Origin of the sequence: Algoriphagus resistens (assembly GCF_001442615.1) — a bacterium.
Taxonomy (GTDB): domain Bacteria; phylum Bacteroidota; class Bacteroidia; order Cytophagales; family Cyclobacteriaceae; genus Algoriphagus; species Algoriphagus resistens.
Window position 1 is genome coordinate 47034 of the sequence record NZ_LMXN01000019.1, and the last position, 20284, is coordinate 67317.

The window sequence follows — 20284 nt, forward strand, 5'->3', positions numbered from 1 at the left end:
AAAAGAATATGAGAAACCGGAGGGAATCCCAACTGTCAGAAAGAAACGAAATGCCAAAAAAAGGGCATCCGCTGAGCTGAAACAGCATTTATAAGAAAATGAAACAGCGGACTTTTTGGGTGGCAGCGTCAGTCCATCCTAGCTTAAAGCTAAAAAACTACTGACAGGCTAAGTACCATTCCGGTGATCAAATCTGCCTTATCCCAAAAAATTTTGGACGTAAGGTAACGATTGGTTGGGATGAGGCAGATTTTCTTTCTGCCGAAGCCCCGTTCCGCCGGAACAAGGAAGTGGGCTGTGGAATATTAAGGGTAAGAAATCTTATTTGAGTCTATCATACCGTTCATTGAGTAAAACTAAATAGGCATTTTGCATATCCATTGAAAGAAATGAACGCTTAATCCATTCCATCGCTTTGCCCCTTTGTTTTTCAAAACGTGTGAACACCCGGGCAATCTGCTTATCTGTCAACCCCATGCCGGCTCCAAACTCCCAAAAATCAGTTTTTGAGAATTTCCTCTTTCTTCCTCCCATGGTCAAAGCAAGCTCTTCCTGATCTTCGGGATTGACAATTTTCACATTCAATAAATCATAGGAAGGTGCCAGAACCCATCCTGCGGAAGACTGGACCATTGAAAAGTTTTTGAGATGCATATCGTTATTCCCAGTCAAAAAGGAAAACACCGCGATTTCAAACAAAAAAAGCAAATCTATACCGGATTGGTCAGAGTGCATGGCCAATGCCTTCCCTACCCGCTCCATTGAACTTCTATATTTGTCAAATGCCTCAGTGATCTGAAACATATCAAGTATATGGATTTTATCCCCATTTACCTCCCTATCAATCCGTTTGGTGATGTAAGAAAGCTCACCTGAAGAAAGTTTGATCAGAGAAGAAGGCACTACCCGAATTCCGAAAAATTCCGCTATCCGCATAGTCAGATGTTCATTTGCCGGTAACTCAGGAAAGGTTGAAGAAGGAGGTTTAAAGATGTAATTCCCTCCCAATGCTCCCACCACTGTAAGTCTGTTCTCTGCACTTTCTCCAACTCCTTTCAAAAATGACATGGGTAATTTTGGCTGAACGCCAGGAACAGAAACACTACACTCTATTACCTGCATGGCAAGTTCACCCATCTGGTCTAATGAGTAAGGAATGATTGGGGCTACTTTTACACCAAAGAATTTAAGACTGCACTTTTCATGAAAGTCTCTCCCTTCATCCAAGGGCTCATAGCAATATAGACACCTATGTTTCATTTGTTCCAACAACCGGTTCTACATGTACTGCACCGATGCAGTTCTGACAACATGCCAAAAGCAAGCCCATCCGGTCATTTGGATTTAGCTTCCAGCTTTTACTTGCTATATCCAACAGCCATCCTTCAGGAATCAGGCCCTCAAAAAAAGGGAACAACCGTTTGTCGGTAAAGGGAGCTTCTCTTACAGGCATGGTAAAGGTGATAAAATCATGCGGGTGATTTTCCCGGTATTCTTCCGTGTATTGGAAGTGATACACTCCTTCCTCAGTCTCTGTCAGAAAACCGGCAACTCTATTTTTATAAAAGATGGTCGCCTTTCTCATAGTCCATTCAATTCTTTGTTGTTTACAGGAGCCAACTCATGGCCAAACATCCCCAAAACAGTATTCACCTTATCCAGATTCATATTTGTCTTGCCCTGCTCTATCTTCCTGACTACGGTCAATGCCACCCCGCTCCGCTCGGCAAACTCTTCCTGGGTCATACCCAATTGTTTTCTTCTCTCTTTGACAAAAAGGGACAATCGTTTCATTATATGTTTTTAGATATAAACGCTCAATTCAATAATTGAATATATGTATTTACATATAAAAGTAATAATAAATCGAATATTATATTTAAAAACATATAGAAATAACATTAAATAGGCTACAAGTATTCACAAAAACGCTCACTTCCACCCCTTATGACTGAAGTTTCAGAAACTGCTAAATCCTCTAACGTCATACTATCAGAGTTTCAAGCTCATCAATATCCCATATCCGTATCATCCATCCGCTTCACCAGGCTTTCCTTGAGACGGTCCAGAAAAATGGTCCTGTTTTTCTTTCTGCCACGCATGCTCTGAAAGGTGCGGTAGAAATTCCCGACCTGTATGTTGAACAATGTCTCCATCAGCGTGATGATTGCCTTCACATCACTCTTGCCGTGGTTTATCGCTCCTCTGGAATGCAGTGCATAAGCCAACTCGATCAACCCGGATTTTGAATCTGTCCATTCATGGTTTACTGGAAACTTCTTCTTTTTGCATCAAAAATGGCAACAGGAGTGCACCACTTTGTAATATACACAGGTTATTTCCATTGCTTGGGTCGTTTAGCTTCTTTGCTATTTTGTGCTCAGTTTAGTTTGGGGATAATTTCCTCGACTAGCATTTCATAGTCTTTAACTCTGTTTGATTCGGGAGCATAGTCAAATATGCTTTTTTCCTGTAGTGAGGCTTTTGATTTCGAATAAAAATATTCAAAGCCCGCTTGATGGGATCGACGAAATCCTTAATTTGGTCACAGGAGACCCCAGAAGACCTGTGGATATTGGCGATATAGATGCATTTGAGTAGTGGGAGTTCGATAAATACAAGTGTTACCAGTGGTTGTAAAATGACACCGAATAGCGAAATCCTGAACAAAATGAAATTAAAGCTTCTTTTACTTGGCCTCTCTCTCTTAGCTACCACGTTACGCTCAGAAGGACAAGATTATTTAAGTGTCAAGTTTGGTCTGCCTAAGATTTACTGGGACTATGAAGGGGATTTTGATGGCCTCCGTACAATCTACAGAAATGGGTGGAACTTGGGTGTCGGCATTTCGTGGAAATCTGCAAATAACCTGATCTATGGAGTGGAAGCTGGAGTGAGTAGATTTGGGAATGGGTTTCAATTTGGGAATATGAGATATGATATTGCACCTATTTATTATTTCGATATTTCTCCTTCGGTTGGCTACAATCTGAGTATACCGAATACACGGATAGCTATAATTCCAAACCTAGGCATTAATATAGCTTATACTCCTTTAAAGGATAAGGTTTATGATAATGATAAAACATTCCAGATAAGACGAAAGGATATAAAAGATCCGGATGGTAACATTATTTCAGTCCCTCTATATGACCTGACTTTCAGCGGAGCACAGACTATTGAAAGCCATATTTTCCTTCAACTTAATCCTAGGTGTGATATTCAGTATAGCTTAAATGAAGTATCAAGCCTTTCAATAAATTTTGAAGCCCGCATTTCAATGAAAAAGGACATAGTCCGACGGAATATTACTGAAGTAATATTTGAAGGTGAAAACTATAATGCCCTTCACACAACCTCCTTGACAACAACTATAATATCTTTAGCATATCAGCATAAGTTAGGCCGTTGAATTAAGGAGCTACATCAAGAATGCCCACTAGAAACGTAATCTGGTGGGTATCCTTGATTTAAAGGCTCTAACTGCTTGAAGAGTAACTATTAGGCTAGCGTACTACGTGTAAAGCAAAGTTGATTAGGTTTCTTATATGTTCTGATTCACTTGAACACTAAAATTCCCCTAGCATTCTTTGCTCTGAAGTGAATCATAGACCAGAACCGAGTTTGAGAAAAACCATAATCCCAAATAACTATCCACAGCAGTCCGACTACCAATCTCCCTCAAGCTCTGCAATTCCCTAGGATCGACTGTTAAGAAAATGTCCTGTGGACATTTTTAGCTAAAGAGCCAGCCTGAGCGCTGGTTTCCTGTCATTTTATTCTCTGTCACTGCAGGTGGTCTTTTTATTTTAAATAAAAATATTCAAAGCCCGCTTGGAGGGATCGACGAAATTCTTAATTTAGTCACAGCAGAACCCCGAAGACCTATGGACAATGGCGAAATAGATGCAATAGGGTAGCCGGAGTGTTGTAACCACAGGTGTTAGCGGCAAGCATAGACAGACACAGCGTAATGACAGGAAACCATTACATACCAACAGAAAAGATTGCTGACTTCGTGGACAGTATTCTTGTTGTGAAGAACAACGATGTAAAGACGTCATTTTCCCTTCCACTTTTTGCAAACGGTAAACCCACCTTGCTTTTTCAAACGACCAAAGGAACAATTAAAAGTAATTCCAATTATCTGACAGTTTTCGGGCAGACAATTCTTCCAGAGCAAATAACCTTTGCAGAAAACTTCACTCTCATTGCATTTTTCTTTAAGCCCTTTGCTTTGACATCGCTATTCGGTTTTTCTGCACAGGAGCTTACCGACAATCCAATAAACCTAAATCTTATTCATTCACAAAACGCCACCTTTCTACAAGAAGAACTTCTTAACGCCAATACTGTTGACGAAATGGTTGGTATTTTGGATACCTTCATATTCAATTTGATAACAAAAATTCAGACAGACAACAAACTGATAAAGTATGCGACCAAACTAATTGCTGAAAATCCATCAAAAGAAATTCTGAAAAAAGCCCAAGACGCACTCTTTGTAACAGAACGAACATTCCAAAGAATGTTTGAAGATAAAGTTGGGATTTCACCTAATCAATACAGACGCATTGCACAATTTAATTCTGCCTTTCAACAACTCAACCAGCAGCAGTTCAAGCTTTTTTCAGACATAGCCTTTAAAAATGACTATGCAGACCAAAGCCATTTCATTAGAGCATTTAAAGAGTTTACCAATATGACACCAAGGGAATATCTGAAATTGGGCAAAAATGAGTAAACTGATTTTGTCGGTTTCGTTCTATTTTAGGGCACCCAACGACAATAGTTTTGTATCGTTAATTCAATTCAGGGTTAACATAAAAAAACAAAGCAATGACAAATAAAATTTATCCTTGCTTGTGGTTTGACGGACAAGCCCAAGCAGCCGCAAAGTTCTACTGCACAATCTTTAAGAATTCAAAAATTACAGCGGACAATCAAATGGTTGTAACCTTTGAATTGGATGGTAAAAAGTTTATGGGACTGAATGGCGGTCCAAACTTCAAATTCAACGAAGCCGTTTCGTTTGTGGTTGATTGTGAAACACAAGAAGAAATTGACCGTCTTTGGAACGGTTTAACCGAAGATGGTGGACAAGAAAGTAATTGCGGTTGGTTGAAAGACAAGTTTGGTGTTTCTTGGCAAATTGTTCCAACAGTTCTTCCAAAACTTTTGAGTGACCCGTCAAGATCACAAAAAGTAATGGAAGTGTATATGGGAATGAAAAAATTTGACATAAAGGCACTTGAAAATGCTTGATCCCCAAGAGTGTTGGCGAAAATTTTTTCGCCAACACTATTTATATTGCTATGGAAAGCAAGATAGATGAATGTAATTATGACCAGTGTAAAATTCATAGGCGAACTAAAAGTTTTAAAAAGCAGAAACTCCCTTATTGCTAAAAAGCAAATTTTTGATTTAGCAAAGCAGTATATAAATATGCCAACAAAAGAAGTAATTAAACTATTGAGAAATAGTGATTACGATCAAAGGTTGGGTGCAGTTTCTATTTTAGATTGGAAAGCAAGAAATACAAAAATAACAGAACAAGAAAAAGCAGAAATATTCAATGCCTATATTGAAAACCATAAATGGATTGATGATTGGGGACTTGTTGACAGATCAGCACCTTATGTAGTTGGTGGCTATTTATATGACAAAGACAGAAAACCACTTTACATTTTGGCAAAGTCTAAGTTTTCAATGGAACGTAGGACTGCAATTGTAAGCACCTATTATTTCATCAGACAGAACGAAACTCATGATACATTTAAAATAGCAGAGCTACTTGTCCAAGACGAAGACGAATATGTGCAAATGGCTGTTGGCAGTTGGATAAGGGAAGCAGGTAAAAAAGACACGACATACTTAATAAAGTTTCTTGACAAATATGCATCCATAATGAATAGAAAATGTCTTCGTTACGCAATAGAAAAATTGGACAAAGCATCAAAACAAAAATATTTAAATTCGGACAAGAAAAATGCAAGCCGCTAACAACTAGGTTTGCGTCAAGCGGGATTTCGTGCTTCGTTTGACGCTTTTGTGGTTGATTAATTGATTGATTTACAGCTTCCATGATAACTACGTTTAAGTTTGAATTTTTTTAGGATGCCATACACAGGTGTGCCGGGAGCAAGGAAGTAGGAATCGGAATAAATAGCGCAGTGAAGCAAGCGGCTTTATGCCGAAGTCTGCTGACCGCCCCGACCGGGACGCCTAACTTTGTACCGAAATAATAAGAACCACTCCTTACTTCATTTTCCAGCAGGTGATGCCTGAAGTCTTAAAAAAAGCCAGCCCACAAAAAACCCGGCTGTTTGGCCGGGCTCTGGATTAAAAATCACACAGTATAAAACGATTAAACTTACACCTTCACTCCCTTTGATCTGCTCTTCGCCTGGGGATTTTTTTTGGCTTCAGCTTCTACCAGGTCCTGGGCTGCTTTCATGACATTGTATTTCATGCGTTTTCCCTCTCCATCATAAATATTCAATGTTTTATACCTTGGATTGGCCTCAAGCAGAAACTTGGAATCATTCCCTTCAATTTCTACTTCGTGGCGGTTTCCTTTCTTAAGGCTGTAAAGTAACAGGTCAAGCCTCTCAGGGTATTTCAGGTCTTTCAATGGAAATCCCTTCACCGCATCCTCCAGTTTATACCCATAATTCTGGTGATATTGGATTACCGGGTAGTTCCCCTTTTCATCCCTAATCCCAAGATCCAGTTGCAGCCAGGCATTATACCGCTCTCCCTCCTTAGTAAAAAGGCTCTTGAAGACTGACCTACCTTCCAACAGATTCAATGCCTCCTTGGCCGTAATGCCCTGGTTTTGATAAAAGCGCTGAAATACTTCTTTTCCCTCAGGCGTACTTAATCTGGCATCAAAGCCATTATAATAATACCTGCCCTCATCCGACTTTCTAAAATGTAAGCCGTACCCGAGTTTTTTGACCCCAAGATCCTTGGTCAAGTTCAGTTCAAAATCGCTTTTCTTGGCCTTGATCTGTTTTTCCAGTTCTTTGTTCAGTGTCTCCCCGAATCCTGAATATTTCAGCCGGTCCTGCAGTTCCTGTATATTTTCCTTTATCGTCATGATTGGGTTATTTTTGGTTAGAAATTAAAATGGGTTGAACCTGAAGCAGTTTCTTCCCTGAAAGCGTCACGACCGGATTGCGGTCACCATTGCTTTCAAAAACCTGAATGGAAAGTTCCTTTGCATCAGAGATGGTAAACCGGGGAAATGCAAAGACAGCCAACCCTGCGGACTTACCGCCAACGCCTTGAAATGGACTGAAAGAAATTGGCTCCAAGGTCAATTCCCTGATTGCAGTTCGCCTCGCCTTCTTTTTGTCCTGGACAGTGAATAGCCATTTTTTTGGCAGATAGTCCACCCGGCTTTCATTTTCAACTGCAAGTTGAAGGAAGAGCACCCCGTCCTTCTCAACTAGTTCCCCCAGTCCCAACCTGATCATACCCCTCTTTTTACCCCAGAATAATTTATCGGGAGTCCGCTGGGACAGCTCATTGATCACAGCAGAAATATCAGCCGCATTCATACCCGATCCTTCCAACAGGGCTTTGGCATATTCGACTTCCTGTTGCTTTCCCATATCAATAGGTCTGGCATCCGGATATTCTGTGAAGCCCACCGTAAAAGGATAAAGTTTGCCTTCTGTTGTAATGACATACATACTCGTGGAATCAAAATGTCTTACTCCAGCTTTCAGCTTCAGCACGTTGGGAGCAGCTTTGTCCTTTTCAGACAGCACCGCCGGACTTCCAAAATCCGCACTGACCACTTCATAAGGAAAAACCAGCACAGTGGTTTTGTCCCATCCGATCTGAATCGGATACGTTTCCATCTGTGCCTCATGAACCAGTTGGGCACAGCAAATCCGGGATAGCGCAAACGCTATCAATAGCATTGAAATTTTCATCATGTATGGTTTTTTAGTGGATAATCAATTGCCAGAAAGATCCGTCAAGAGTAGCGGGTGGCCTGCTTTGACGGTTACTTTAACCAATTTTGCTTTTTTGGACAGGATACCTTTTACTGTTTCCATCCCGGCCATGGAAGCCTGCGCCTCCCAGGAGGATGACATCCCCATCATATTCATAGACTGGATCCCATCACCTGCTCCCTGCTTGACTGCATCACGGGTGATGGCATTTGGAATCTTTATTCCGGGGAGTGCATCCAGATCCACCACGTTTAGATCAACAGGAATGATCAGGTTACCCGAACGGATACGCCGGACTTCAATATTCAGTCGTTCACCGTTAAGGGTACAGACTCCGGTTACAGGTGTGCCTGCTAAAAATTCCACCCCATCAATGAATATGGACTGGGTCAATTCCATTTCGATGGAAGCACCCGTTACCACTTCCTGATCTTTGGTCACCTGTGCAGCAATAGCAGGCCGAATGGCAGCAAAGGATTGCTGCTTATCGCTATCCAGTGAATAGAACCCATTTCGTTCCCTTTGCGGATAGGCAAATTCCTTAAAATACTCCGTTTGAGGATTATCCCGATCCAGACTGACAGAAAAAACAGCTTCCCCTTCCCATTCATTTGTCTGTGACATGCGTTCATGAACCCGTTGTGGATGCTGCACATCAAGTAATTTATCCAGCATGGAATCAATCCGCTCCATCTCAGGGTCTTCCATTTCAGGGGCGATAACAGATGCCATCATAGCTTCCAGCCTTTGCAGATCAGGATCGCCAGAAGCACTCCCCTGCCCTGGTGCTTCGGATTCAAGCGTGACAATTTCTTGCCCGACAGGTTCATGCTGTATATCCGGTTGGTTGAGTAGATTTTCCAGGGTAAACAATTTTTCCTGCACCTCGTTTTCCGTTTCCTGAAGTGTACTTTCCTGTCCTGTGTGTGCAGTAGAACGATGTGAAGTATCCTCTTTCTCTGTTGAACTACCGGCAAATGGATCCATCCTCCTTTGCTCCCGTACCTGCGAAGCCCTTTTTTCCGCCTGTTCATAGGATTCCAGTTTGTTCAGAGCGAGCGATTCAACCTGGGCTTCGGGTAGCGTCATGTTCAGTCCTTTCTGCTGTTCGCCTATACCTGGTTCACCCGTACCTCCGCCCATGGCCCAGAAAGCAAGGCAAAGGAATGGGAGGGTAAGGATGGGAAGAGCAAGTAAAAATTTGCGTTCTTTTTTCTGTTTTTCAGTTAGCTGTTGCATGTTATGGATTGGTTATTGGTTTGTGGAGCAGTGAGTCGTAATAAATCAGCGGAGGTTCCCAAGCAGGGATACGCAGGGAATCGGTAGTTTCTGTGGATATTCCCAGCATCAAACTACCTCCTAGCACCACAATAGAAAGCAGTATAAAAGCAAGTATCAATTGCTTTTTTGCCTGCTCCGGGAGCCGGTTGACCTTATTGGAAAGCAGAGAAGTATATTTTTTGGGAAAGGCACTTTCCTGAATTGCAGCCGAAACAGTAATCCCCAGTATTCTCATCGTTTCTGCACCGTTATCGTTTCGTTGGAAAGGGTTTCCCAGTTTTCAATCAGAAATCCGTGGGGATTCTGATCCGTGCGGTCAATGTGCCGCAGCCTTCCTTTGGTAATCAGACTTCTGGTCACCACCGAAGTAGGCCGGATGATCTTTTGCTTTCCGTAAAACCTGAAATCAAAAGGATAAGAATCCATCGAGATGCTCACACTGTCCGTCTCCACGGTCTGATTCATATTGGCTGATACGATTTCTGTGTAATAGCCCCTTTCCCGCAGGTTGTCATAGACTTTCTTGGCAGAACCATCCGCCAGATACAGGCTCTTGGACACTTGCTCCCGGATGAAGTTTTCGTCCGGACTCAGGGAGAAGAAATAATGATGGAACATGCTCACATGATCCCTTGCCTCTACCGGTATATTTTCTTTTTTAGTAGCCGAAAAAGCTTCCAGCGCTTTCCCTTCAGCCAGGATATAGATCCGCTCCTGTGCTGCCTGGGTTGCCTGTATTGCCTTCATTCCCAGGTATCCTGACAGGCACAGTGAACCCAGGGTAACTGCAAAGGATAGGTATTTGACATGGCGGAAAGCAGTATCCAGATTTTTGAGATTTTGAAACATAGGATCTTATTTGATGACTTGTTGAATAACCCGGGTTCCACCCAACGCACCGGACTTGGCTGCCCCTGTGGCATTATTGAGAAGCCCATCCCGACCTCCGGGCTGTACAATAAATCCCGCCACATTGGGCACCGTCATATAACCGATAATAGCAATGACCATGAAGACCAGGTAGCCTACCGAAGAAGTAAAATCCCCATCCAGTACCATCATATTGAGTTGGATTTTTGCGATGATGGCACCAAAGATATTGGCAACCGGAAGCCACATAGAGACATGGATGTAGCGCGCAAACCAGGCCGTCATTGTATGCTGGAAACCGTCAAAGACAGACAGACCAAAGACGAGCGGACCAAGAATGGAAAGCACAATCAGCTGAAAGGTGCGGACGGTGTTAATACAGAGGGCAGCGGCAAAAAACAGCATCTGCAAAAACTCTGAAATCAGCTTGCTGATAATAGCTTTCAGACTAAACACAAAAAGCTCATTGGTCATCCGCTCCCACAAACCCACCTCCTTTATATTTTCCGGATGGTGTTGGGCTGCACTTTCATTGAGGTAATTCATGTAAGGCTCCGGTTCCTCAGTTTCCATTTCTTCTATATGCCTTGCAATGGCCAGGTTACTGCCTTCCACCATTTCAGAGGTAGCACGGATAATCGGGGACATGGTCCCGTTGATCACGGCAAGCACCTGCGGAAAAAGCATAATTGCCAAACCTATTGCAAAAGGGCGAAGCAATGGATACATATCAATAGGTTCCGAGCGTGCGATATGACCCCACACTCGCATGCTGATATACCAGATGGCTGCAAATCCCGCCAACGCTCTTGCCACGGTGATCAGCCCATTGGCCAGCGGAATCATTTCATCGTAGAGCTGATCCAATACCTCATGCAGCCCTTCCACCTCCCCTGAAATAGTCTGTGCATGGGCAGATTGGGTGAGTAGGAATCCAATTCCCACTAGCAAAATGGCTTGTGTTCTCATCTGTTTATAATTGTTTTTCAGAGGTCATATGGAATCTCGCACGATGAATAATCACACCAATGTGTGTCACTTTGGGTCATGCTCGATTTCATGGATTTATTCCGTTTAATTCCAGAATGGACTTACGTTCATTCCTCACTCTATTTCGTTGATTACCAAGTGAGTTAATCTCACTGTTTATTTCCCGTAGAGAGACCAACAGACCAGACATTTCCCCATGCAGGCGATCAATGGCTTCCAATCGTTCGAAATCCGACATGCGCAACTCCCCTGCCGTGAGAATCAGTACCAGCTCATCAAGGTTACGCAGGGAAGCTTTAAACAGTCCTTCATACATTTCCACCAGAAATGCGAGCTCCGCAGCAGAAAAAGAATCCCCATCGGTAACCTTGGTATAAGTGGATTTATATTCGCTTAGAATCCGCTGCTGGTATTGGATGATTTCTGCTACCCGATAATATTTTCTGACTTCAGGACTCACGGTAAGGAGTTCATTCAAAAATGCCTCGTGGAGCTTGAAATTTCCTTCGGCTATTCCTTTGACTGTATTATACCCCTTGTCCAATATGGTATAGCCTTTATACATGTTGTCGAGTATTTTTTTCATCTGGATGAGCTTCTCGTAATTCAGAATAAGCTGTGTGGCTTCATGAGCCTGGCTTTTCCCAAGAGTGGGTTGCAACAAGACAAGCAAAAGCATCCCCTGCCAAATGAGTTGTTTGATTTTACCTAACATCATAGAAACTGTTAACCTGTTGCTGTTGGATTTCTTTGCTTTTCCTGTGCATTTCCAATGATCGGATTCGCCCATTGTAGGCCTTCAAGGCTTGAAAAAGCTGCTGGATCCCGACATACAATCCATCTATGGCAGCCAGCCGCTCCCCATCATCCATTTCATAGCTATCCGAAGTCATTACTTCCCTGAGCTCATCCATGACAAAACCGGACTCCTCTTCAATTTTCCAATTGAATCTGTTGACAGCCAAAATCTCCCGCTCTTCCAGCATCGCCTGATCAACCAAATAATAATCCATCCAATCCACCTCCCTGTTAATCTGTCTATACAGGTTCAGTATTTCCACCGCAACCGGATAATCCCGGACTACGGGATGGACAGCTGCCAGGGATCCGAAGTAATTTGAGTGAAGTGAGAATTCACCGTCCTGAATGTCTCCGACCAGACTCCATCCTACCCTAGCTACCTCATATCCTTTTTTTGCCACCTCCAAATAGGCAGAGAGTGCAACTATCTGATTGAGTTTGTAGCTGGTCTGCAGCTTTTTCTGCCTGGTCCACTCCGCCAGGGTCTGTGCGGTTACACATAGCCCAAAACACATCATTGCCAGCAGGAGAATTACCCTGCTTACTCTCCGGGAATTGTTACTGTCCATCCAAATCATAGTTCTGTTTTAGGTTGTTGAACGGCAGTAATTCACGGGAATGGATCAGGCGCATATTCCGGGAATTAACCGATCTTAAATCCCCCAGATTTTTGCGGATTCTGTCCTCCGCCAGATGAAGGGAAGCCAATCGGTCTGCATCATTCATCTGGGTGGTAAATGATGTCATCACCCCAGTCAGATGGCTGAGATTCTGCAGCGACTCCTCAAGGATTTGTTGATAGACCCCACTGATCACCTTCTTTTCCTCCCATGCCAATACAGCAGAACTGTTGATCAGCCCCCAGGTATTCTGGTATTCCCTGACCAGCTGTTTTTGCATAGCGGCAATATCCCGCACCCTTTGAAACTGGGAGATAAGACTCTTGACCTTCCAGAGTTCCTCAAAGAGCTCGTCGTATTGCTTCCGCTGTTTTTCAGTCCAATCCGAGATCTCCTGAAGCTTGAGTTTGCTCAGTTTATTCTCCAACACCTTCTGTGCATTCTGAAGCCAGATGGTCTGGTTCTGCAAGCGCTGGATTTTTAGATCAATAGCCTGGATGACTTTCTTCACTGCTGCCTTGATTACCTCAATAATTACATTAATTGGTACTGCAGTGGCATTTTGGCTGGGCAATACCGTAAATCCAACAGCCAGCGGAATACTCATAGCAATAATTCTTTTTCTGATGTTCATGACTTCTGGTTGTTGAGTTCTTCAGCCAGGATCTGAATGGCCTTTTTCCGGTTCCCATATTTTAGGGTGTATTCCTCCACCTTCATTTTCTCCCGCTCCTCGGTCGTATAAGTGAGGTACTCTTCCCGGCTCACTTCTACCCGGTATACCTTCTTGTAGGTACTGATATACACCTCCTTGTAATTCCTGCCCTGCTCTTTGGCTTTGTTCATCGATAGAATAATTGCCTTCTCCTGATCGGTCAGTCCCAACAACTCCTGTATGTCTTTAAACTTGTTTTGGTACTTACTCTGATCCAACAGGATCTTGACATCCGCGTTGTTGATGATCGCATTTTTGATGATCGGGCTCGAGATGATGTCCTCCACTTCCTGGGTCACCACGATGGCCTCCCCGAAGAATTTCCGTACCGTCTTAAAGAGGTATTTGATGTACTCTGCCATCCCTTCTTTAGCTATGGCTTTCCAGGCCTCCTCAATCAGGATGATCTTTCGGATACCCTTCAGTTTCCGCATTTTGGAAATAAATATCTCCATGATCATCAGGGTCACCACCGGAAACAGAATGGGATGGTCCTTGATGTTATCCAGCTCAAAAACGATGAACCGCTGCTGCAACAAATCAAGATTTTCCCGGGCATTCAGCAGGTAGTCAAACTCCCCTCCCCGGTAATAGGGACGGAGCACATACATAAAATTGTCCACATCGAAGTCATGCTCCCTTACTCCATCCCGCTTTAAAACATCCCTAAATTCATTGTTCAGAAAATCATAAAAGGTGTCGAAGCAGGGGAAGATCTCCGGCTCCCTTTCCAACATCCCATAATACCCGGACAGCGCATTGGAAATTGCCACATACTCTGAGCGCCTGAATACCTCATCCTCTTTTTTCCACAACGCGATGAGCAGGGTTTTCAGACTTTCCTTCTTTTCGGTTTCCGGCCGTTTTCTTCCTTCCACATGAAAGGGATTGAAGCGGATCGGATTGTCCTGTTCGTAGGTAAAATAATATCCCCCGACCAGCTCACAGAGTCCATGGTAGGAATGACCCACATCGACCAATACCACATGTGTACCCTGTTCATAGTATGACCGCATCAGGTGGTTGGTCAGAAAAGATTTCCCTGAGCCCGACGGTCCCAAAACAAATTTGTTCCGGTTGGTGATCAAGCCCTGTTTCATCGGCTCATCGGAAATATCCACATGGACAGGATACCCTGTGATCCTGTCTCCCAAACGTATCCCAACCGGACTGCGGGAAGTCCTGTAATGGGTCTCCAGATTAAAAAAGCAGGTCGCCTGCCCGATAAACGTATCGAAGGTTTCATTCACCGGAAAAGCAGCTTCATTTCCCGGAAGGCCTGCCCAGAAAATCTGCGGGGCACCAACGGTTTCCTGTTTGGGCACCACATTCATTTTGGCCAGCGCACCTGCTGCCAGGTTTCGCAGCATCCCTACCTCTTCGGATCTATCTGTCCAGCACATCACATTAAAATGTGCCTTAACCGCCTTTCTCCCTGTGGAAATAGCCTCGTTTAGAAATTCGGCTGTAGCATCCCGTGCAATGGCATTCTCCCTGGAATAGTTGGCCAGAGACTCCAGCCGCTGCCTCTTGGATTCCAGCTCTTTTAACTTCTTTTGGTGATCTTCAACAAACAGGAACTGGTTATAGATATGATTACAGGGAAGCAGGGTACAGACAGGCGTGGCAAAACCGATTGGAAATTCGCTCTGATCGGTCCCGTAAGGTTCATAACTTCTATGGGGACTGACCGTGGAAGGCAGATTCTCCACCTCCCCCAGACTATAGAGCTGTACATACCTGCTTCCTATTTTCCACTCCGGTTTAAACTGGATATCCTGAAGCATACCCACCTCACCAAGATTCAGGTATTCCTCCAAAATACCTGGCTTTAACGAAGTTCCCGCCAGTTGTTCCCCATTCAACCGCTTCAATCCAATCCCGGCGTCCCCAAGAATCTGGGCAAGCTGGCCGAGGACATTCTGGAACTCTTCCATTGCAGTGCCTTCCAGGATTTCTATCGGAACGAGTGTTTTTCTCAGCAAATTGGAAACAGCCGAATTCCCCAGCTTGCTTCCCCTGGGTCTTTTGGTGATATACAGTAAACAGCGGTGGTTAAGATGCGGCCGTTCCGCAAAGAAACGCTCACTGGAAAGTGAATGGAAGGAATGATCCTGTCCTTCAAATCTCGCCTGATAAGAGCCGGCAACAAACCAATCCTGTTTGTGCAGTACGGTATTTCCCCCTAACACCCCTGCCGCCTTGTTCCATGCATGGTGGACAGCCTCAAATCCCGCAGAACTAAGTGAAAACAGTTCAGGCAATCCCACTTCAAAGGCTGCGGTCATATCCCCCACCCGGGAAAGGATCAGCCCATGCTCCACTTTGTATAGTGGAAATAGTTGCTCAAGTTCCATGATCAGCTTTTTATCAGGTTATAGAAGATTTTTCTGCTTCTGATTATCACACACCCAGGCACCTGCTTTTGGGCCATTTTCTTCATCAGACCATGCTCACCATAGGTAGCACTCAGATGGAACACGACAATAAAATCGGCGATGCCCAGTACCACCGCCACCCCAAGACAGCTATACATGGACATCCCCATGACATAGCCGATTGCGAATGCAATCAGTGTAAGCCCCAACCCAGCCGCCAGATATCCGATATACTGCGCTTTCAGCCCCTTAAATTCCATGGGCTTGTTGATACCTCTATTGATACTGTACTTGATCATGTTATAGATTAATAAGGTTGAGAATAGGGATAGATAATCGGTAGGCTCCAAGCTATACACCAGCGCGCTCTAGGCAGCTATCGGGGTTTCCGCAGCTGTTTTTTCTGCTGATCCTGCAGGTCTTGCCGATGTTGTTTTTGATTGGTTGCCACATATTCCGGCAGTCCTGATTTGTCCAGTGGGATAACCTTTGCCTTGAGTCCTTTCCCATACGGGTACATTTTGAGAAAATACTCGTCCCCCAGTCCGTACTTTCTGGCCACCCCTACCGGATCCAGTCCCAGTTCATCCGGTATTGCCACCAAGACCGTATGTTCAGGAATCTTGAGCAGATCAGGAGAAACATGTAGAATAGATCTGTTTTCACGGTCATAGAAAAACAGGTAATGCTGACCATTCGGTGTGGGTGCCATTTCATCCAGACCCAACTTTTTATGGGGGAAATCACTATTCCTGAGCTCATTGAGCCGGATATCAATGGTGTAGCGATGGCCAGCAATATCAATCTGCGGAAGTATCCCGATTTTTCGCTGTTTGAGCAGGTCCATATCCTGAATATTTTCAGACGCCAAAGAAACTCTGAAGGACAGTGGCTACAACGACCAGGAACACACAGGAACCAAACCATGCGGCAGCGACTTTTCCGGTATCCGGTTCCCCGTTGTTCCATTTGTTGAAAACCTTGACTGCGCCGATGAGTCCAACAATGGCACCTATTGCATACATCAACCCAGTACCCGACTGAAAGTATCCCCGTACCTGCTGGGTGGCCTCATTGATGCCCGCATTTCCGTCCTGGGCTTTCACCACTCCTGCGAGTAGCAAGAGGTACATAGCACTAATCCATTTAGTAGTCCTTTTCATTGAATGTTAGTTTAGTCAGTTTGAATGATCAGTTAGGCAAGGTGTTAAATAGGGCAAGCAGATCCTCTTTTTTAAGGTCTACCTGTCCGGCCTTGGCGGCAAGCAGCAGATGGTTCAACAGTATTTTGCGTGCCGCATTGGAATCAGGTAATCCATAACGCCCTGTTTTTTGCCGAAGGAGTTGGATCAATTCGGCTTTTGTCCCTGCATTGGCCATGAGTTCAGGGTCTATCTCAGCCAGCAATGTCGACAAATTATCCATGGAAGAGTTCCTTTCATTCGTGTTCTTGCCAAGCATATCTGCCCGTCCCGCTCTTTTTCGGTTTAGCAGAAAACCGGAAACATCAGATCGGAAGTAGCGGATAACCACAACCCCATAATAGCAGGCCAGACCAAATCCAAGCAGTTTAAGGAAGACTCCCCATGAAACATTTTCCAGCATATCTGTTTGATTTTGTTGCTACAAACCTGCGACGGAATCAGAAAAAATGATCACACTGAATCCCGAAGGGGGATAAAAAAAATCAGCCTTCCCCCCTGCTGTTCAGGTCTGTATTGTCCATCCAGCTCTCCAGCTTTTCCTTCAGCCGATCCAAGAAAGTGGTACGGCTGTTTTTGCGGATACGGATCTCCTGAAAGGTTCTATAAAACTGGGAGAGATCCTGCTGGAAGGCCCGTTCCAGATGCATGGCAATCTCCCGGATGGATAAGTTGCCGTTATTAATGGCTCCGGATGCTTTCAGGGCATAGGCCAGTTCGACCAAGGCAGCTTTGGTAGCAGTCCATTTAAAAGAATGGCTCTCCTTTTCTTTCCTGTTTTTTAGGTTGCTGATCTCCTTACCCAAATACCCATGAAGTTCCTTATAGGCACGGAACCGGGCAACCACCTTACCTGCAGGTGTGGTAAAAGCATCTCCAATGGGCAATGGGCTCGTAAGCATTAACGTCCTATTCCTGTCGGAGCGCACAAACAGATCCATATCAAAACCAGACCTTCCCAAACACCAATATTCGTAAAGCAATTGATACCGTTGGCAGTAAACCTGAAGGGGTGAATACTGTTTTTGCAAGAAGCGGATGGCATCCCTTCTTCTTTCCGGAAGGCTGGAGAGGATAAAATAAAGCTCTCCAAAATAAATCAGTTCGGCTTCAAAGCCGGGTCTGACCTTCTTGAAGAATTCCACTTCTTCCTGAATTGAATCAAACTCATCGGCTGGTTTCACAAGTTCACAATACTTGCCTACCAAAAGATAGGACTCCTGTACTGTAGCCAGGCGGTTGGAAGAAGTGGACGCAATTGCTGCCACCTCCCCTTTCATCTGAAGGAATAGTTCTTTAAACTGTTCATTATAATTCATAATCTGACAATTTTAAATGGGGAAATCCCCGGTTAAAACTGCCCGCGGGCTGAATATAAAATAGGACAAAGTACCCAAAAAGGGCACAGCACAAACATAGCCTCAGGATCAAAGAAAAAGTAAAAATCATCTTCCCTAAATCCCCAATCAGGTGAATAACGGGATGGAAAGGCAGTGAAAAGCGATGGAAAAATCCCAAAAAACAGCAAAGTCAATAACTAAAACCTGAAAAAACTACCTAAAAGACCTCAAAAAACTTCCGGTAGCTAACGCTCAGAACCCTTGCTGTCAATAAATTACAGAAGAGTTTCTTAACTTATATACCTATAACCTCCGTTTTCGGAGGGCACCAGAAAATCCCCCAACCCCGCCTAAAGCCGGGATTGGGACTGTAACTGATTGTGTTTTGGTTAAAAAAAAGCTACCGGTACGATACAATGACCAGATGATCCGCATCCTGCTATGCGTGATCGCCGCTTTCTTGGTAGCCATGTACGGCACTGGGGCACGGTTTCTGGACTCACTCTCTCAGGGTTCATTTTACATCAAGCTATTGGCCGCCTTTTTAATCGCCTGTTTCTTCATTGAGTTTGTCCATAGGGTAACCGTCCAGCTTGACAAAGGATATGACTGGAAGGAAAGACCCATGATCCGCCTGACGCTGCAATTTGTCCTTGGCGTGTTACTTCCCGGGATCATAGACTTCTTCTTTCTTTCAGTCTATCAATGGTATGTTGGACTGACCTCATCCCCGGAAAACCCAGGTTACCACAGCTCCATACCGGCAATGATACTGCCTGTGTTCCTGTTCAATATCTATTACCTGTTCTATTACCAAATCCTAAGAAACCGGGAAGGCAATACACACACCAAAACCGAGATGGAAATCCTGTTGGTACAACAGGGAACCAAAACAATTCCCATGGAATTGCAGAATATAAGGTTCATTTACCATCAAGACCGGATGAACTACCTGGTTACATCCAATCAAACCACCTACTTTCTTAATGAAACCCTGGATGAACTGGAGCGCAAGCTGCCGACCCGTGATTTTTTCAGGATAAACCGTAAGATGATTATCCATTACCAGGCGTGTGTGTATTTCCGCTCGAACGGGCATGGGAAGCTCCTCTTACATCTATCCCCAACCTTCTCAGAAGAGGTGACTGTAAGCCAGAACAGAACAGGAAAATTCAAAGAATGGATCAGGCGGTGAGGTACCAAAATTAGCGATCACCTTTCGGCTCAAAGGTATGTCCTGACCCAGAACCAAACTATCACACGATAAAACCTGCACAAATGGGGATTTTCAAAAAAGGCTCATTTAATACTTAATGAGACTTTGATTATAGCCAAGAATTTATGACACTAAAAATAAGGCTTCTTGGACGGAATGGCTGGTTCAAGAATAAGTCTCAACAAATGGTCGTTTTTTGAGATAATACGATGAACGATAAATTGTATCGTGTCAAATTCCAATAAAACTTTACAAAAGCCGCTTGATGGGATCGACGAAATTCTTAATTTGGTCACAACAGAACCCTAAAGACCTATGGGAAATTGAAGTATAGACTCAATTGGATAGTGGAAGCGTGGTAAATACAGGTTAGCGGTAATAGAAAAAACTATCAAACAGCGAGTAAATTACCATGTCAAAAATAATTCTCCTAAATAAAGGTGATATCATAAGGACAAATCCACAAGAAGGATTTTGGGGTATATCTGTTGTGCTTTCTGAAAAAGAAAAAACTCCGGAAAGTCATGCAATGTGTCATATTGCAATAACACCCTTGCTATTTCAGCACAAAGTGGAATTTAAAGAATTAAATATTAAAGACTTGAAACCTTTGGTTTTTGAAAGAATTTTTAATTTAAAAGGGAAAGAGGAATTCTCAAAAGAAGAAATTTGCATAGGAGTGTATACTCGTAGAAATAAAACCAATCTTGAAATAATTGGCTCGATTGAACCATCTTTAGTCTATGATGGATCATTGCCGTTTGAGCCATGGTCTGATTTGGAAATAAAATGGCCTTTATGTGGAGATTCAACCAAAAATTTGGGAAGAGAAGCATATATAAATTGGGAAAGAGAAAAACTAGAAAATATTAAATAACTACTCCCACTCACAACATCACCT

24 protein-coding genes and 1 pseudogene are annotated in these 20284 nt (G+C 43.7%); 6 read left to right on the forward strand and 19 right to left on the reverse strand.

Annotation, left to right across the window (positions count from 1 at the left end):
- Positions 1–321: 321 nt before the first annotated feature.
- The 4 genes and pseudogenes from AS141_RS23620 to AS141_RS23635 all read right to left on the reverse strand — a co-directional run.
- On the reverse strand, positions 322–1260 hold the full coding sequence (locus AS141_RS23620) for a HipA domain-containing protein (RefSeq protein ID WP_057940182.1): 939 nt from the start codon (positions 1258–1260) through the stop codon (positions 322–324).
- A complete protein-coding gene (locus AS141_RS23625; RefSeq protein ID WP_057940183.1) occupies positions 1250–1585 on the reverse strand; it encodes a HipA N-terminal domain-containing protein in 336 nt (111 codons plus the stop codon). Before AS141_RS23625 ends, AS141_RS23620 begins: the two co-directional genes overlap by 11 nt.
- On the reverse strand, positions 1582–1794 hold the full coding sequence (locus AS141_RS23630) for a type II toxin-antitoxin system Y4mF family antitoxin (RefSeq protein WP_057940184.1): 213 nt from the start codon (positions 1792–1794) through the stop codon (positions 1582–1584). The genes AS141_RS23625 and AS141_RS23630 overlap by 4 nt, the downstream gene beginning before the upstream one ends.
- Before the next feature lie 215 nt (positions 1795–2009).
- Positions 2010–2261: pseudogene (locus AS141_RS23635) on the reverse strand (RteC domain-containing protein); the annotation flags it as partial.
- A gap of 410 nt (positions 2262–2671) precedes the next feature.
- Here AS141_RS23635 and AS141_RS23640 point away from each other — a divergent pair.
- The 4 genes from AS141_RS23640 to AS141_RS23655 all read left to right on the forward strand — a co-directional run bounded on the left by AS141_RS23640 (position 2672) and on the right by AS141_RS23655 (position 6003).
- Positions 2672–3412 (forward strand): hypothetical protein, encoded by a 741-nt coding sequence (locus AS141_RS23640; RefSeq protein ID WP_157243565.1) that lies wholly within the window; start codon positions 2672–2674, stop codon positions 3410–3412.
- 561 nt (positions 3413–3973) lie between these two features.
- Positions 3974–4744 carry a helix-turn-helix domain-containing protein gene (locus AS141_RS23645; RefSeq protein ID WP_057940187.1) on the forward strand — a complete coding sequence of 257 codons (771 nt, stop codon included), beginning with the start codon at positions 3974–3976 and terminating at the stop codon, positions 4742–4744.
- 95 nt (positions 4745–4839) lie between these two features.
- Positions 4840–5265, forward strand: a complete 426-nt coding sequence (locus AS141_RS23650) for a VOC family protein (RefSeq protein ID WP_057940188.1) — start codon at positions 4840–4842, stop codon at positions 5263–5265.
- A 66-nt stretch (positions 5266–5331) separates the two neighbouring features.
- Positions 5332–6003, forward strand: coding sequence for a DNA alkylation repair protein (locus tag AS141_RS23655; RefSeq protein ID WP_057940189.1), 672 nt, complete (start codon positions 5332–5334; stop codon positions 6001–6003).
- A 370-nt stretch (positions 6004–6373) separates the two neighbouring features.
- Here AS141_RS23655 and AS141_RS23660 read toward each other — a convergent pair whose 3' ends face one another.
- The 15 genes from AS141_RS23660 to AS141_RS23730 form a co-directional block, all read right to left on the reverse strand.
- Entirely contained in the window at positions 6374–7102 is a 729-nt protein-coding gene (locus tag AS141_RS23660) for a hypothetical protein (protein ID WP_057940190.1), read from the reverse strand.
- Positions 7103–7109: 7 nt separating this feature from the next.
- Positions 7110–7949 carry a DUF4138 domain-containing protein gene (locus AS141_RS23665; protein ID WP_057940191.1) on the reverse strand — a complete coding sequence of 280 codons (840 nt, stop codon included), beginning with the start codon at positions 7947–7949 and terminating at the stop codon, positions 7110–7112.
- A gap of 21 nt (positions 7950–7970) precedes the next feature.
- The gene (traM, locus tag AS141_RS23670; RefSeq protein WP_082632411.1) at positions 7971–9209 is read right to left on the reverse strand and encodes a conjugative transposon protein TraM; all 1239 of its coding nucleotides are present in this window, start codon (positions 9207–9209) and stop codon (positions 7971–7973) included.
- Between the two features lies 1 nt (position 9210).
- On the reverse strand, positions 9211–9486 hold the full coding sequence (locus tag AS141_RS23675) for a hypothetical protein (protein WP_057940193.1): 276 nt from the start codon (positions 9484–9486) through the stop codon (positions 9211–9213).
- On the reverse strand, positions 9483–10100 hold the full coding sequence (gene traK, locus AS141_RS23680; RefSeq protein ID WP_057940194.1) for a conjugative transposon protein TraK: 618 nt from the start codon (positions 10098–10100) through the stop codon (positions 9483–9485). The genes AS141_RS23675 and traK overlap by 4 nt, the downstream gene beginning before the upstream one ends.
- Before the next feature lie 6 nt (positions 10101–10106).
- On the reverse strand, positions 10107–11090 hold the full coding sequence (gene traJ / locus AS141_RS23685) for a conjugative transposon protein TraJ (protein WP_082632412.1): 984 nt from the start codon (positions 11088–11090) through the stop codon (positions 10107–10109).
- 88 nt (positions 11091–11178) lie between these two features.
- Complete coding sequence (locus AS141_RS23690) at positions 11179–11829, reverse strand: TerB family tellurite resistance protein (RefSeq protein ID WP_198293601.1); 651 nt, start codon at positions 11827–11829, stop codon at positions 11179–11181.
- Positions 11816–12481: a hypothetical protein gene (locus AS141_RS23695; RefSeq protein WP_057940195.1), complete on the reverse strand. Its 666-nt coding sequence runs from the start codon at positions 12479–12481 to the stop codon at positions 11816–11818. Before AS141_RS23695 ends, AS141_RS23690 begins: the two co-directional genes overlap by 14 nt.
- The gene (locus AS141_RS23700) at positions 12471–13166 is read right to left on the reverse strand and encodes a hypothetical protein (protein ID WP_057940196.1); all 696 of its coding nucleotides are present in this window, start codon (positions 13164–13166) and stop codon (positions 12471–12473) included. Before AS141_RS23700 ends, AS141_RS23695 begins: the two co-directional genes overlap by 11 nt.
- Positions 13163–15604 carry a TraG family conjugative transposon ATPase gene (locus AS141_RS23705; RefSeq protein ID WP_057940197.1) on the reverse strand — a complete coding sequence of 814 codons (2442 nt, stop codon included), beginning with the start codon at positions 15602–15604 and terminating at the stop codon, positions 13163–13165. The genes AS141_RS23700 and AS141_RS23705 overlap by 4 nt, the downstream gene beginning before the upstream one ends.
- Before the next feature lie 2 nt (positions 15605–15606).
- The gene (locus AS141_RS23710) at positions 15607–15924 is read right to left on the reverse strand and encodes a DUF4133 domain-containing protein (RefSeq protein WP_057940198.1); all 318 of its coding nucleotides are present in this window, start codon (positions 15922–15924) and stop codon (positions 15607–15609) included.
- A gap of 77 nt (positions 15925–16001) precedes the next feature.
- Positions 16002–16472 (reverse strand): hypothetical protein, encoded by a 471-nt coding sequence (locus AS141_RS23715; protein ID WP_057940199.1) that lies wholly within the window; start codon positions 16470–16472, stop codon positions 16002–16004.
- A gap of 13 nt (positions 16473–16485) precedes the next feature.
- On the reverse strand, positions 16486–16758 hold the full coding sequence (locus AS141_RS23720; protein ID WP_262480998.1) for a DUF4134 domain-containing protein: 273 nt from the start codon (positions 16756–16758) through the stop codon (positions 16486–16488).
- A 58-nt stretch (positions 16759–16816) separates the two neighbouring features.
- On the reverse strand, positions 16817–17230 hold the full coding sequence (locus tag AS141_RS23725; RefSeq protein ID WP_057940200.1) for a hypothetical protein: 414 nt from the start codon (positions 17228–17230) through the stop codon (positions 16817–16819).
- 82 nt (positions 17231–17312) lie between these two features.
- A complete protein-coding gene (locus tag AS141_RS23730) occupies positions 17313–18146 on the reverse strand; it encodes an RteC domain-containing protein (protein ID WP_057940201.1) in 834 nt (277 codons plus the stop codon).
- A 406-nt stretch (positions 18147–18552) separates the two neighbouring features.
- On the opposite strand from AS141_RS23730, the gene AS141_RS23740 reads away from it, so the two are divergent.
- The gene (locus AS141_RS23740; RefSeq protein ID WP_157243566.1) at positions 18553–19362 is read left to right on the forward strand and encodes a LytR/AlgR family response regulator transcription factor; all 810 of its coding nucleotides are present in this window, start codon (positions 18553–18555) and stop codon (positions 19360–19362) included.
- 433 nt (positions 19363–19795) lie between these two features.
- Complete coding sequence (locus AS141_RS23745) at positions 19796–20260, forward strand: hypothetical protein (RefSeq protein ID WP_057940204.1); 465 nt, start codon at positions 19796–19798, stop codon at positions 20258–20260.
- Positions 20261–20284 lie beyond the last annotated feature (24 nt).